Origin of the sequence: Cohnella yongneupensis (assembly GCF_042655785.1) — a bacterium.
Lineage (GTDB): Bacteria > Bacillota > Bacilli > Paenibacillales > Paenibacillaceae > Cohnella > Cohnella yongneupensis.
The window spans coordinates 91,031-104,463 of sequence record NZ_JBHSNC010000019.1; the positions used below are offsets into that span (position 1 = coordinate 91,031).

The 13,433-nt window shown below is 54.5% G+C and carries 14 protein-coding genes and 1 other RNA gene; all 15 read left to right on the top strand.

The features are described 5' to 3' along the window. The first annotated feature begins 54 nt into the window (after nucleotides 1-54). The 15 genes from ACFPQ4_RS06395 (at nucleotide 55) to ACFPQ4_RS06465 (ending at nucleotide 13,059) form a co-directional block, all read left to right on the top strand. Complete coding sequence (locus ACFPQ4_RS06395; protein WP_378110949.1) at nucleotides 55-1,659, top strand: CTP synthase; 1,605 nt, start codon at nucleotides 55-57, stop codon at nucleotides 1,657-1,659. Between the two features lie 141 nt (nucleotides 1,660-1,800). Then, on the top strand, nucleotides 1,801-2,196 hold the full coding sequence (locus ACFPQ4_RS06400; RefSeq protein ID WP_378110950.1) for a response regulator: 396 nt from the start codon (nucleotides 1,801-1,803) through the stop codon (nucleotides 2,194-2,196). Nucleotides 2,197-2,326: 130 nt separating this feature from the next. Then, nucleotides 2,327-3,181 (top strand): class II fructose-1,6-bisphosphate aldolase, encoded by an 855-nt coding sequence (gene fba / locus ACFPQ4_RS06405; RefSeq protein WP_378110951.1) that lies wholly within the window; start codon nucleotides 2,327-2,329, stop codon nucleotides 3,179-3,181. Between the two features lie 155 nt (nucleotides 3,182-3,336). Next, on the top strand, nucleotides 3,337-4,587 hold the full coding sequence (locus ACFPQ4_RS06410; protein WP_378110952.1) for a UDP-N-acetylglucosamine 1-carboxyvinyltransferase: 1,251 nt from the start codon (nucleotides 3,337-3,339) through the stop codon (nucleotides 4,585-4,587). Nucleotides 4,588-4,631: 44 nt separating this feature from the next. Then, nucleotides 4,632-5,936, top strand: coding sequence for a transcription termination factor Rho (gene rho / locus ACFPQ4_RS06415; protein WP_378110965.1), 1,305 nt, complete (start codon nucleotides 4,632-4,634; stop codon nucleotides 5,934-5,936). A 27-nt stretch (nucleotides 5,937-5,963) separates the two neighbouring features. Beyond that, on the top strand, nucleotides 5,964-7,214 hold the full coding sequence (locus tag ACFPQ4_RS06420) for a radical SAM family protein (RefSeq protein WP_378110953.1): 1,251 nt from the start codon (nucleotides 5,964-5,966) through the stop codon (nucleotides 7,212-7,214). Between the two features lie 159 nt (nucleotides 7,215-7,373). After that, complete coding sequence (gene rpmE, locus ACFPQ4_RS06425) at nucleotides 7,374-7,571, top strand: 50S ribosomal protein L31 (RefSeq protein WP_378110954.1); 198 nt, start codon at nucleotides 7,374-7,376, stop codon at nucleotides 7,569-7,571. Nucleotides 7,572-7,643: 72 nt separating this feature from the next. Continuing rightward, a complete protein-coding gene (locus ACFPQ4_RS06430; RefSeq protein ID WP_378110955.1) occupies nucleotides 7,644-8,054 on the top strand; it encodes a hypothetical protein in 411 nt (136 codons plus the stop codon). 77 nt (nucleotides 8,055-8,131) lie between these two features. After that, nucleotides 8,132-8,396, top strand: an RNA gene (gene ffs, locus ACFPQ4_RS06435) — signal recognition particle sRNA large type. A 95-nt stretch (nucleotides 8,397-8,491) separates the two neighbouring features. Then, the gene (locus tag ACFPQ4_RS06440) at nucleotides 8,492-9,601 is read left to right on the top strand and encodes an ATP-binding protein (protein WP_378110956.1); all 1,110 of its coding nucleotides are present in this window, start codon (nucleotides 8,492-8,494) and stop codon (nucleotides 9,599-9,601) included. A 68-nt stretch (nucleotides 9,602-9,669) separates the two neighbouring features. Beyond that, on the top strand, nucleotides 9,670-11,436 hold the full coding sequence (gene dnaX, locus ACFPQ4_RS06445; RefSeq protein ID WP_378110957.1) for a DNA polymerase III subunit gamma/tau: 1,767 nt from the start codon (nucleotides 9,670-9,672) through the stop codon (nucleotides 11,434-11,436). A gap of 18 nt (nucleotides 11,437-11,454) precedes the next feature. After that, the gene (locus ACFPQ4_RS06450; protein ID WP_378110958.1) at nucleotides 11,455-11,766 is read left to right on the top strand and encodes a YbaB/EbfC family nucleoid-associated protein; all 312 of its coding nucleotides are present in this window, start codon (nucleotides 11,455-11,457) and stop codon (nucleotides 11,764-11,766) included. Between the two features lie 15 nt (nucleotides 11,767-11,781). Then, nucleotides 11,782-12,381, top strand: a complete 600-nt coding sequence (gene recR / locus ACFPQ4_RS06455) for a recombination mediator RecR (protein ID WP_378110959.1) — start codon at nucleotides 11,782-11,784, stop codon at nucleotides 12,379-12,381. Nucleotides 12,382-12,529: 148 nt separating this feature from the next. Beyond that, nucleotides 12,530-12,796: a DUF2508 domain-containing protein gene (locus tag ACFPQ4_RS06460; RefSeq protein ID WP_378110960.1), complete on the top strand. Its 267-nt coding sequence runs from the start codon at nucleotides 12,530-12,532 to the stop codon at nucleotides 12,794-12,796. Next, nucleotides 12,793-13,059, top strand: coding sequence for a pro-sigmaK processing inhibitor BofA family protein (locus tag ACFPQ4_RS06465; protein ID WP_378110961.1), 267 nt, complete (start codon nucleotides 12,793-12,795; stop codon nucleotides 13,057-13,059). Before ACFPQ4_RS06460 ends, ACFPQ4_RS06465 begins: the two co-directional genes overlap by 4 nt. The last annotated feature ends 374 nt before the right edge of the window (nucleotides 13,060-13,433 follow it).

A 13,433-nucleotide genomic window follows, 5' to 3' on the forward strand; every position in this document is an offset into this window, starting at 1 on the left:
CTAGGTAACGATAATGAGGATGCCGCAGGCATGTGGTGGGAGGTTTCGTACAGGGTGACTAAATACATTTTTGTAACCGGCGGCGTTGTCTCGTCGCTCGGCAAAGGGATTACCGCCGCTTCGCTCGGACGGCTGCTGAAGAACCGCGGACTTAAGGTGACGATTCAAAAATTCGACCCTTATATTAACGTGGATCCAGGGACGATGAGCCCTTATCAGCACGGCGAAGTATTCGTCACGGACGACGGGGCGGAGACGGATCTCGATCTGGGACACTACGAACGGTTTATCGATATTAATTTGTCGAAGAACAACAACGTGACGACGGGTAAAATTTACTCGACGGTCATCAGCAAAGAGCGTCGCGGAGAGTATCTCGGCGGAACGGTGCAAGTTATTCCGCACATTACGAACGAGATCAAGGATCGGGTGTTCCGCGCAGGCAAAGAAGCCGGATCCGACGTGGTTATCACCGAAATCGGCGGAACCGTCGGCGACATCGAGAGCTTGCCGTTCCTCGAAGCGATTCGTCAAATCAAGAGCGATATCGGACGCGAGAACGTCATGTACATTCACGTCACGCTCATTCCTTACATTAAAGCGGCTGGTGAAGTAAAGACGAAGCCGACGCAGCATAGCGTTAAGGAACTGCGCAGCATCGGCATCCAGCCGAACGTCATCGTCTGCCGGACGGAGTATCCGCTCGCGGAAGACATGAAGCGCAAGATTGCCCAATTCTGCGACGTAGAAGCGGGCGCGGTCATCGAATGCCGCGATGCGTCCACGTTGTACGAAGTGCCGCTGAACCTGCGCGACGAAGGGCTTGACGACTACGTCGTGAAGCACCTGAAGCTCGAAGTCGGTCCTCCGAACATGACCGAGTGGGAAGCGCTCGTTGACCGCGTCAAGTCGCTTAAGAAGACGACTGAAATCGCGATCGTCGGTAAGTACGTTGCCTTGCACGACGCGTACCTCAGTATCGTCGAATCGTTGGCCCATGCGGGCTTCGACGCGGACGCTGAAGTGAACGTTCGTTGGGTGAACGCAGAAGAAGTGACTCCGTCGAACGTGAAGGAGATGCTTGGCGGCGTACACGGCATTCTAGTGCCGGGAGGCTTCGGCGATCGCGGCATCGAGGGCAAAGTGACGGCAATCCGTTACGCGCGCGAGAGCGGCACGCCGTTCTTCGGCATTTGCCTCGGCATGCAAGTCGCGGTCGTGGAATACGCTCGCGGCATGGCCGGTCTAGACGGCGCGAACAGCTCGGAAATTCATCCGGCGACGCCGTACCCTGTCATCGACTTGCTTCCGGAGCAGAAGGATATCGAGGATCTGGGCGGCACGATGCGTCTTGGGTTATACCCGTGCAAGCTCGTTCCGGGAAGTTTGGCCGCGCAATGCTACGGCGAAGAGCTCGTATACGAGCGCCATCGCCACCGGTACGAATTCAACAACGAATATCGCGAACGGATCGAATCGGCAGGCTTGCGCATTTCGGGTACATCCCCGGATGGCCGTCTCGTCGAGATGATCGAGTTGCCGGGCCATCCGTGGTTCCTGGCGGTGCAATTCCATCCGGAATTTACGTCCCGTCCGAACCGTCCGCAACCGCTATTCCGCGAATTCGTCAAAGCTTGCTTGCTTCAAGCGGAAGCGTGAAAGATTAACAGCAACTAATTAATAAAGGAACGCTTCGATAATTTATTGGAGCGTTTTTCATTTTTTTACATGGCAAGAGAAGGAATTAGACCCTACCGCCGCGAATAATGCTTACGATAGAGTGACGGGGGGAATGCGAGCTTGGATAAGAAGAAGTTGCTGATTGTCGACGATCAGGTCGGCATCCGGATCTTGCTGCTTGAAGTATTCGCCACGGAAGGCTATGACACATTCCAAGCGGCTAACGGACGCGCGGCGCTGGAAATCGCCAGGTTGCATCGTCCGGATCTCGTGTTGCTCGACATGAAGATTCCCGGAATGGACGGTTTGGAGATTCTTAAGCAGATCAAGGAACATGATCGTACGATTAAAGTCATCATGATGACCGCCTACGGCGAGCTAGATATGATTAAAGAAGCGATGGATTTAGGCGCGTTAATGCATTTCACGAAACCTTTCGATATCGACGAAATGCGAACGGCTGTTAATATGCAGATGGGAGAAGGCGCAGCGTCCCGATTCGCTTCCGGGTCGTAAGCCTTCTTTTTTTTTGCGATTAACCTAAGAAACGCGCGTTCGGTTTACTTCCTGCAGCCATTATTGCTATAATGGTGCAGTATGCTTGTACGTGAGAACTAAGATGAAACCGCAGGAGGAATTGTACACTATGCCACTCGTATCAATGAATGAGTTTTTGCCGAAAGCCAAAGCGAATAAATTCGCGGTAGGTCAATTCAACATGAACAATCTGGAGTTCGCTCAAGCGATCACCGATGCTGCAATCGAGGAGAAATCCCCGTTCATCTTCGGCGTTAGCGAAGGCGCTCTGAAGTATATGGGAATGGAGTACACGGTTGCGATCGCGGAAGCGGCAGCTAAGAAATCCGGCTTGCCGATCGCGCTTCACCTGGACCACGGCAGCAGCTTCGAAGTCGCTATGGCTTGTATCCGCGCCGGCTTCTCGTCCGTTATGTTCGATGGTTCCCACTATTCGTTCGAAGAGAACATCCGCTTGACCAAAGAAGTCGTTAAAGCAGCGCACGCGATGGGCGTTTCCGTCGAAGGCGAGCTTGGAACGATCGGCGGCGTCGAGGACGACATCAGCGTTGACGAAGCGCATGCTGCTCTGGCTAAGCCGGAAGAAGCGATCCGTTTCTACGAAGAGACGGGCGTTGACTGCCTCGCAATCGCTGTAGGTACGGCTCACGGTATGTACAAAGGCGAAGTTAAAATCCACTTCGATATCATTAAAGAAGTCGTAGCTAAGATTCCAGTACCTGTCGTTCTTCATGGCGGCTCCGGCGTTCCGGACGACATGATCCGCGAAGCTATCCTTGCGGGCGCTGGCAAAATCAACGTTAACACCGAGAACCAAGTGGCTTGCACGGATGCTATCCGCGCAGTGCTTGCTAAAGACGCTAACGTATACGATCCGCGCAAATACCTCACGCCTGCTCGCAACGCAATGAAAGCAGTCGTTCAAGAGAAAATTCGTTTGTTCGGAAGCAGCAACCAAGCTTAATTCAATCTATATCGATCCTATAGAATCTCTCTCGGAGGTTCGCACATTCGCTCAAACATGCGCACGGGAAAACGTCAATACTGGCGTTTTCCCGTTCCTTCATGTGTCGGTGATTTTCGATCATCGGCAACAACACGAGGAGGAAGACCTCATTCATGGAGAAATTGATGGTACGGGGAGGACGCCCGCTACGAGGCACCGTCGTAATAAGCGGCGCCAAAAATAGCGCGGTCGCGTTAATTCCCGCGGCAATATTGGCGGAAACCGAAGTCAGGTTGGATAATCTCCCGCAACTCAGCGACGTTGCGGTATACGCGGAATTGTTAGAACAGCTTGGGGGCAAGGTATCATGGACGAACGACACGATGTCGATCGATCCGTCCCGCATGACGTCGGTTCCAATGCCGAACGGACGCGTTAAATTACTTCGGGCTTCTTATTATTTAATGGGCGCGCTTCTAGGAAGATTCGGCGAAGCGACGATCGGCTTGCCGGGCGGCTGCAACTTCGAGCCTCGTCCGATCGATCAGCATATTAAAGGCTTCGAAGCGCTTGGCGCGGAAGTTTCGAACGAGCACGGGGCTATCCGGATTCGGGCGAAGGAGCTGCGAGGCGCGAAAATTTATTTGGACGTCGCCAGCGTCGGAGCAACGATCAACATCATGTTGGCCGCTTCAAGAGCCAAAGGGCTCACGGTAATCGAGAACGCGGCGAAAGAACCGGAAATTATCGACGTCGCTACATTGCTTAACGCGATGGGCGCGAAGATCAAAGGAGCCGGCACCGAGACGATCCGTATCGAGGGCGTCAAAGAAATGCACGGCTGCAGGCATTCCATTATTCCCGATCGCATTCAAGCCGGTACGTATATGATCGCAGCGGCGGCAACCCGCGGCGATGTTCTTATCGATAACATTATCCCTAAACACTTGGAAGCGATGACCGCGAAATTGCAAGAGATGGGTGTACACGTCTACGAGATGGACGAGTCGATCCGCGTCGTCGGTCAACCGATTTACGAAGCGGTTGACGTCAAGGCGCTCGTCTACCCGGGGTTCGCCACCGATCTGCAATCGCCGATGACTAGCCTGCTCACGCAAGCAAGAGGCGTAAGCGTGCTCTCTGATTACGTCTACAGCAATCGGTTCAAGCACGTTCCCGAACTCGCGCGCATGGGCGCGCAAATTCGCGTCGAAGGACGTTCCGCCATCATCGAAGGCGGACTGCTTAACGCCGCGAAAGTTAGAGCTGCCGATCTACGGGCGGGTGCTGCGCTGGTCGTAGCCGCGCTTACGGTCGAAGAAGGCACGACCGAGATTAGCGGAGTCGAATATATCGACCGGGGCTACGAGCGTTTGGTGGCTCAGTTAAGCAATCTCGGAGCGGAAGTATGGCGACAAGGGTAACCGATGATTTCTGAATAAAAGTGGGGATTCTATTGACCGATTTAATGATGGGCGATCTTGAAGAGATGAAGCTGACCGAGCTATACAAGCTCGCGAAGCAATATCAGATTCAAGACTACGCGCAGATGAAGAAAAAAGAGCTCATGCTCGCGATCCTTCGCGGGCAGGCGGAGCGCAGCGGCCTTATGTTCATGGAGGGTGTCCTTGACATCATGCAAGAGGGATTCGGCTTCCTTCGCCAGGTCGACTATAAGTCGAGCGGGGGGGATATCTATATCTCGCAGTCGCAGATCCGCAAGTTCGACTTGCGTTCCGGGGACGTCGTATCCGGCAAGTGCCGGCCTCCGAAGGAGAATGAACGCCACTTCGGGCTCTTGCAAGTAAACGCCGTTAACGGCGTGTCCCCGGAGACTGCCGCCGAACGCCTGCATTTCGCCGCGCTAACCCCGCTTTATCCGCAAACTAAGCTTAAGCTAGAGATGTCTCCCACCCATTTGTCCACTCGTATTATGGATCTGATCGCTCCCGTAGGACTCGGGCAGCGCGGCTTGATCGTCGCGCAGCCGAAAGCCGGCAAAACGCTGCTGTTGAAGGAGATTGCCAATAGCATCTCCGCGAACCGTCCGGACATTAAACTGTTCGTGCTGCTCATCGACGAGCGTCCGGAGGAAGTAACGGATATGCAGCGTTCGGTCAAGGGAGAGGTCGTCGCTTCGACGTTCGACGAAGTGCCGGACAATCATATCAAGGTTGCGGAGCTCGTGCTCGAGCGGGCGCTTCGGTTAGTGGAGCATAAGCAAGACGTAGTCATTTTGCTGGACAGCATTACGAGGCTGGCACGGGCGTATAACTTGGTCGTTCCATCGTCCGGACGCACGTTGTCCGGGGGTGTCGATCCTGCGGCGTTACACCGGCCGAAGCGGTTTTTCGGCGCGGCTCGCAACGTCGAGGAGGGCGGCAGCTTGACGATTCTCGCCACCGCGCTCGTCGAGACGGGTTCGCGGATGGACGATATGATCTACGAGGAATTCAAGGGTACCGGTAACATGGAGCTACATCTCGATCGGAAGCTGGCGGAGAGGCGTATTTTTCCGGCGCTCGACATTCGGCGTTCGGGTACCCGTCGCGAAGAGCTGTTGCTGGAGAAGGAAGCGCTCGAGAAGCTATGGGCGATTCGCAAAAGCATGAACGATTCGATGGAGTTCGTGGAGCAATTCCTGAAACGGCTATCGAACACGAAAACCAATCAAGAGTTTCTGGATTCGCTGGACACCAGCGGGGTCCCGGCAACGCCCGGACCCGGCGGTTCAAGCGGCGTTCGCCGCTCGCCGCGTAACAGCTCCTCTTGAGCGTGAAGAAGAGGAGGGGCTAAGCCCATGCATCTGGTATACGCAGACGAACATGGCAATGTGTTCGACCATGGCGAGTTATACGGTGTCGCCCGTAGCGGCAACGACCTCGTCGAGCTGCTTGAAGAAGAGCTTATTCCGCTCCCGGCGGGCGCGACGCTTGTCGGGCTTCCTTATACGAAGCCGATCGGCTTGGATCCGAAGAGCGGCGAGATGAAGCTGCTTCCGGGCAACTATCAAGCCGTCGGCGCATTGTTGCCGCAAGGGTTCACCCGGTATTACGTACCGGGCTACTACAAGACGGATAAGACGCAGAAGTTCCCGCTATTCGGTTATACGGCCGTCGTCTGGAAAGACGGCGAATTTTACGTCGCCGCCGACGCCACCGACGATCCGGAGCCATGGAATCCCGAGCATTGCGATCGCGGCGAGCTCGAGATCCAAGTAGACCGGCTGCTTAAGACGTACCCGGACAATCAACTTTACAAACACTTGTCGCATTGCGCGCTCGAATACGAGTGCTTGACGGCTTCCAATACGTTCTTGCAAAGGTTGGAGGGGGCGGTGCCCGTATCCTTCTCCTGTAATGCAGGGTGTTACGGATGCATCTCCGAGCAACCGGACGATAGCGGCTTCGTGGCTCCGCAAACCCGGTTGAAGTTCAAGCCGACCGTGGACGACGTCGTTAACATCATGCTCGAGCATCTGAAGACGCCGCAGTCTATCATCAGCTTCGGCCAAGGCTGCGAAGGCGAGCCTTCGACGCAGGCGAAGACGATCATCGAAGCGATCAAGCAGGTGCGCGCGCAAACTTCGCTCGGCTACATTAACATCAATACGAACGCTGGATTGTCGGACCACTTGCGCGCCATTACGGACGCGGGCTTGGATCTTATGCGCGTCAGTACGATCAGCGCGCTCGACGAGCATTACAACGCGTACTACATGCCGCGCGGCTACACGCTTAAAAACGTGGAGAAGTCGCTCAGGTACGCGGCCGACAACGGCGTGTACACGTCGATCAACTACTTGATTTTCCCCGGCGTGACGGATCGCGAAGAAGAGATCGAAGCGATGATCGAATTCGTGCGCCGAACAGGATTAAAGCTCATTCAAATGCGCAACCTGAACATAGATCCGGACGCGTATTTATCCTTGATTCCGCCGGCCAAAGGCGAAATTTACGGGATGAAGACGCTGCTCGATATTTATCGTCAGGAGCTGCCCGACGTCGTAATCGGGTCGTATACGCACGTTCCGCCGGTATTGAGCAGGTAAGACGCCCGTAACGCAACCGTTGCCAAGCGCGCCGACATTTACCGTTATTAGGACGGGTGCAAAGTTGTTGCCTTGTCTGACGGTGCGTGCTATAATCTCCTCATGTGTCTATTACTCTGGATCCGACCGAAGATCCAGGGCAGAAAGAAGGTGAACCCTTTGAAAGAAGCTATCCATCCGAAATATCATGTGACGACTGCGTCGTGCGCGTGCGGAAATACGTTCGAGACGGGTTCGATTCGTTCGAACTTGAAAGTCGAGATCTGCTCCAACTGCCACCCGTTCTTCACTGGCAAGCAGAAGTTTATCGATGCAGGCGGACGTGTCGACAAGTTCAAGAAGAAATACGGACTTTAAGATTCGCCGGTTAGCCATGCATAGCAATGAGCCTCCCTTGAAATCCTACCGGATAAAGGGAGGTTTTTTATTATGCACACGCAGAAGCGAAAGTTGGTTTTAATCGCGCTGGCGGCATGCGCGTTGCTCTTGGCGTCGGGCTGCGGCAAGAATGCAAACAACAATGGCACGACTAACGGAATCAAAGCGCAAAACTATGCCGACGACGGGTATTTGGGACGTACGAATTCGTACCCGAAAATTCCCGGTCATCACATGACGAGCACGTACAGCAACGACAGCCGGATGATCGGGGAAGCGATTAAAAACGTGCCCGGAGTAGCTGGCACGAAGGTCGTTTTCAACGGTGCCGACGCCTACGTGACGATCAAACTCGCGCCAGGTCTTAAGCCCAACGAAATCCCGACCGTAGAAAGCCAGGCGGCGTCCGTGCTCCGGTTCAATTTTCCGCGATACACGATTCACATGAGCTCGATGAAGTAAACGGCTGATATTCAATCGCCGAGGGAACTGTTTCCTTCGGTTGCACTTCTGCCGGCAATTGAGTATACTTAGTTTTGCCGTGCTAGACGGGGAGGTAGCGGTGCCCTGTAACTCGCAATCCGCTCCAGCGAGGTCGAATTCCTGTTTTAGGTTTTGTGATGCAGGTTCCGGTAAGGACATGCCGTGTTGACGGCAGAGTCCTCCGCGAGGAACGGCCATGAATCCGGTCAGGTCCGGAAGGAAGCAGCCGTAAGTGGTTTAGTTCTTGCGTTGGAGGGTAGCTCTGCTTGAGCGACATATCCTTATTAGGCTGGATCATAATTATCGAGGACAGGTGCACGGTCCTGAATATGACACAACGATGAATGAAGCACCTTAGCGTACGTTAGAACGCTATAGGTGCTTTTTTTGTTGTCGCGGAAATCGGAGGCAATAGGATGGGCGATCCGGCACGGCTTGCAAAGTTAGATCTAGATAATCCGGAGCAATCGAAGCGAGCGTGGTATATGTCGCGGTTCGCGAATCGTTTTCTGGCGTTGGAAGGTTCCGGCATTCTTGTGCTCGATTCCGAATTCAGGATCGTCGAGATTAGCGACATGCTATGCGCGATGTTCGATTGCTTGCGGGAAGAGGTCATCTCGCTCGGGCTTGAAGAGTGGTTGGATCGGCTTCGCATCGAACCGCCTCCGTTCACTAAAACGCAATTGCTCGGCAACGCGTTCAGAGATCGGAGCTGGACATGGAAAAGCAAAGACAAGCGATATGCGATGATGCTCGACGGAGAAGTGCTGGAGGATGAGGGCAGGCAGATCGGCGCGTTCGTTATTTTTCGGGACGTATCAAACCTAATCGCGCTCGAAGAACAAATCCGCCAATCCGACCGCTTGAAGACGATCGGACAGATCGCGGCGGGGACCGCGCACGAAATTCGCAACCCGCTTACCGCGATGAAAGGCTTCATGCAGCTGTTGAACAAGACGCTGTCGGAACGAGGCATGGGGCGCGAACAAGAATACATAAGCATTGTATTGTCGGAGATAGAGCGCGTAAACGAGCTCGTAGGCGAATTTTTATTGTTAAGCAAGCCTAGGGAAGCCAAACGAATGCTCGTTAAAGCCAGTACGGTCATCCAAGAAATTTTGCCGATGATTCGCAACGAGGCGCTATTGCACAACGTGATCGTAAAACATTACCCGAGGTCGGACTTACTGCCGATCGTCGCGGATAAAGAGTTGTTAAAGCAAGTGTTTTTGAACCTCGGCAAGAACGCAATTGAAGCGATGCACGGAGGAGGGACATTGACGATACGGGAGTGCTGTTACCCCGATCAGCCGGACAAGCTCGCGGTGGAAATTCAAGATACGGGCGCGGGCATACCGGCGGATGTAGTTGAAAAGGTGTTCGAGCCTTTTTATACGACGAAGCAACAAGGTACGGGGCTTGGTTTGTCGGTGTGCCAACGCATCGTCCACGATCTCGGCGGCCGCATTGTATTCGCTACCGACGAAGGTGGGACGACGTTCACGGTGTGGTTGCCCTATTCTTAATTCGGTGGAGCGCGTTCCCTCAATGATGTATAATGATTGAAACGGCAATAAGACGGGAGCGACAAGCGATGGCACATCTTGCTTTGTACCGAGCCTGGCGTCCCCAGACGTTTCAGGACATGGTCGGGCAACAACATATCGTACAGACACTGCAGAACGCGATTCGCGAGAATCGCCTCTCTCACGCTTACTTGTTCAGCGGTCCGCGAGGAACCGGGAAAACAAGCGCCGCCAAAATATTGGCGAAAGCCGTCAACTGCGAGCGCGGTCCGGCGCCGGAGCCATGCAACGAGTGTTCTGCCTGCCACCGCATCACGTCCGGATCGGTCATGGACGTCGTCGAGATCGATGCCGCGTCTAACCGCGGGGTCGAAGAGATTCGCGATATTCGCGACAAGGTGAAATATTCGCCGACGGAAGTGCGGCGTAAAGTTTATATTATCGATGAAGTGCACATGCTCACGACGGAAGCGTTCAACGCGCTGCTGAAGACGCTCGAGGAACCTCCCGGGCACGTCATGTTCGTTTTGGCGACGACGGAGCCGCATAGGCTGCCGCCGACGATCATCTCGAGATGCCAGCGTTTTGATTTCCGTCGCGTGCCGCTCGGCGAGCAGACGGAATTGATGAAGGAAATATGCGGCGAGGAGAATATCTCGGCGGAAGAGGAAGCGCTTAAATATATCGGACGTCTATCTGACGGCGGTATGCGCGACGCGCTAAGCTTGCTAGACCAGATTTCGTCCTTCACCGGCGGGCAAGTGACGCTGGCGCAAGCGGTGGAGGCTACGGGCGGATTGCCGTCCGACCAGTTCTCCCGCCTTGCGGTCGCGATTCGCGAAGCCGACGCGTCGGCGGTGCTGCGCGAGATCGACGAGATGATGCGCGCGGGCAAGAGCGCGGATAAGTGCCTGGAGCAGCTCATGCATTACTTCCGCGACATGCTCCTAGCGCAATTGGCGCCCGAAGCGACGGGCTCGTCCGGACGGATAGCCGATCCCGCGGAGCTTCGCAAGATGGCTGACGGATTTTCTCGCGAGCGGTTATTTGCTATCATTGACTTGTTGAATCGTTATCAGAGTGAAATGAAATATGCGGCTCATCCGCAGACGATGTTCGAGATCGCGCTCTTGAAGTTATGCGCGGAGCCCGAATCGGCTGCGGGGGATAAGCGAGCTTCGACGTCCGATGGCGGTGCGGCGCGCGGGGAGCTTCAGCAACTGAAGCAGCAGATCGCCGGTCTCGAAAGCCGACTGAGCGCTGCGCTCGCGGGCGGCGGTTCCATAGGCGGCGCGGCCGGAGCGTCCGCAGCAAGTTCGGGCGGCGGTGGCCGCGCTGGCGCAGGGGGTTCGGCTGTCGCGCAAAGATCCGTCGCCGCGCCGAGGACGCGCGTGAAGCTGACGGGATTCATCGAGGCGCAAGGAGCCATCGGTTCCGTTGCTTCGAAGTGGCCGCAGATTCTTCAGCGCGTTAAGGAAGAGCGGGTTACCGTGCATGCTTGGCTCGTCGATGGCGAACCGGTAAGCTACTCCGACAATACGCTGCTTGTCGCGTTCCGTAACACGATTCACCGCGAGACGACCGAGAAGCCCGCTAACAAAGGGATGATCGAAGGCGTAATAAGCAGCTTGATCGGGCAACCGACGCAGCTTTTCACCGTCATGCAGAAGGAATGGCAGGAAGCGTTGGCAGAACACTCCGGCAAGCAAGCGGGCGAAGACCGGGAAGAGCTGAAGCTCGAACCGGAAGAGGAAGCGGGATCGGCTAAGGAGCCGTTGGTGGACGAGGCCATTCGTCTGTTCGGGGAACAGCTTGTAACGATTAAAGACGATTAGATTAGGGAGGATACAACAATGAACAACATGAACCAAATGATGAAGCAAGTGAAGAAGATGCAAGAACAAATGCTGAAGGCACAAGAAGAGCTAGGGACGAAGACGATTGAAGGTTCCGCTGGTGGCGGGGTTGTCACTGTGTCGGTCAATGGTCATAAACAAGTGCAAAGCATTACGATCAAACCGGAAGCGGTCGATCCGGAAGATATCGAGATGCTGCAAGATCTCGTTCTTACGGCAGTTAACGACGCGCTGACGAAAGCGGAAGAGCTTGCGAATAAGGATATGGGCAAATATACGGGCGGCATGAAAATTCCGGGCCTGTTCTAAAGGGGAACGACCGTTTTGTTCTATCCAGAACCGATAGCCAAGCTGATCGACTCCTTTTCCCGCTTGCCGGGTATCGGACCTAAGACAGCGGCGCGACTTGCATTCTACGTCTTGCGAATGAAAGAAGAAGAAGTCATCGACTTCGCCAAGGCGCTCGTGAACGTGAAGCGTAACCTGACGTATTGCTCCGTATGCTGCAACATCACGGATACGGATCCTTGCCGGATTTGCTCCGACAAGTCCAGGGACGTCTCCATCATTTGCGTCGTCCAGGAGCCGAAGGATCTTGTCGCGATGGAGAGAATGCGCGAGTTCAACGGACAGTACCACGTACTAAACGGCGCGATTTCTCCAATGGACGGCGTTGGGCCGGATGAAATTCGCATCGCCGAATTGCTGCGCAGGCTCGGAGACGAGCGGGTGCAGGAAATGATATTGGCGACGAATCCGAATATCGAAGGCGAAGCGACGGCGATGTACCTATCGCGACTAGTGAAGCCGTTCGGCATTAAAGTCACGCGCATTGCGCACGGCTTGCCGGTCGGCGGAGACTTGGAGTATGCGGACGAGGTCACGCTCTCCCGGGCGCTCGAAGGGCGCAGGGAACTCTATTAAGTATCGATAGATACGGGTTTATAGGTAGGAGGCGCCTTCGGGCGTCTCTTTTTTTATATTTATTGTTCTATATAAGACGAGCCGCGAATAGAAATATAGTGGGTTGTCCATGAGGACGACCCCTATGTAAATCGCGGGAGGGATTGCCATGCGTTTAAACGTGCTACGCGAAGTCCGTGAAGAGGTTGCCTTAGAGAAGAGCGAGCGACAAAGACTGATCGACGACGTTCGTGAAGCGGAGCGGGAATGGCGTCTGGCGGAATGGAGATTTCAAGACGCGTTAGGTTCGGATCACGTCGATTACGCGATCTATTGTCTCGAAGCCGCTGAACGTAAATTGGATATGCTGTTGCGCCAAGCCAAATGGTACTGGGATCATTCCAAGTTGCCTGAAGGCAGCGTGGGGCGCGAATGAAGACGTTCTGGTTAGTGCTGTTGATCGCGTCCGCGACGTCTCTCGGATTGTTATTGCTGCGCAAGCAAGCGCCCAAAGGATCGTTAACGCGGTTCGGCATTCATTTGGTCGTATCGGCAATGGCGTTGTACGCGCTCAATTTCTCCGGTTGGGTTACCGGGTGGTACGTGCCGCTTAATCCTGTTACGATCGGGACGGTAGCCGTGCTTGGCCTGCCTGGAATTGGCTTGGTTCTAGGTTTGCAGTCGATGCTATTGGTGTGAGGCGATCGCTTGCGCGAGCGGTAGATGGACGAATGCGCGCGACGAATGCAGGTTACCCGTGAAAAATGTCGGAACAGACGTTGACGCGACATATCCGCATGTGGTACAGTAGTTCTCGCGCCTGTTGGGCACATGTAACTCGCTTCAACGGATCGAACGAAATACCACAAATTAGTGGTTGCATCGAGTGTGAGCGCTGTGATATATTATAAAAGTCGCCGTTAGCGCGGATGACAAAAAGAAACAAAACAAACTTGCACTTTGAAAACTGAACATCGAGCGTAATTTACGGTAATAAAACGTCTGAAACGAACTTCGGTTCGAGGAAGACAAACCAGCAATACAGATTGAGCCGAAAGGCTTTTCATTAAAAG

Excerpts from the sequence above, each read along its gene's own strand:
- ACFPQ4_RS06460 (WP_378110960.1), top strand. The coding sequence starts at position 12,530 with ATGCGTTTAAACGTGCTACGCGAAGTCCGTGAAGAGGTTGCCTTAGAG.
- ACFPQ4_RS06410 (WP_378110952.1), top strand. The coding sequence starts at position 3,337 with ATGGAGAAATTGATGGTACGGGGAGGACGCCCGCTACGAGGCACCGTC.
- ACFPQ4_RS06465 (WP_378110961.1), top strand. The coding sequence starts at position 12,793 with ATGAAGACGTTCTGGTTAGTGCTGTTGATCGCGTCCGCGACGTCTCTC.
- rho (WP_378110965.1), top strand. The coding sequence starts at position 4,632 with ATGATGGGCGATCTTGAAGAGATGAAGCTGACCGAGCTATACAAGCTC.
- dnaX (WP_378110957.1), top strand. The coding sequence starts at position 9,670 with ATGGCACATCTTGCTTTGTACCGAGCCTGGCGTCCCCAGACGTTTCAG.
- fba (WP_378110951.1), top strand. The coding sequence starts at position 2,327 with ATGCCACTCGTATCAATGAATGAGTTTTTGCCGAAAGCCAAAGCGAAT.
- ACFPQ4_RS06420 (WP_378110953.1), top strand. The coding sequence starts at position 5,964 with ATGCATCTGGTATACGCAGACGAACATGGCAATGTGTTCGACCATGGC.
- ACFPQ4_RS06440 (WP_378110956.1), top strand. The coding sequence starts at position 8,492 with ATGGGCGATCCGGCACGGCTTGCAAAGTTAGATCTAGATAATCCGGAG.
- ACFPQ4_RS06450 (WP_378110958.1), top strand. The coding sequence starts at position 11,455 with ATGAACAACATGAACCAAATGATGAAGCAAGTGAAGAAGATGCAAGAA.
- ACFPQ4_RS06430 (WP_378110955.1), top strand. The coding sequence starts at position 7,644 with ATGCACACGCAGAAGCGAAAGTTGGTTTTAATCGCGCTGGCGGCATGC.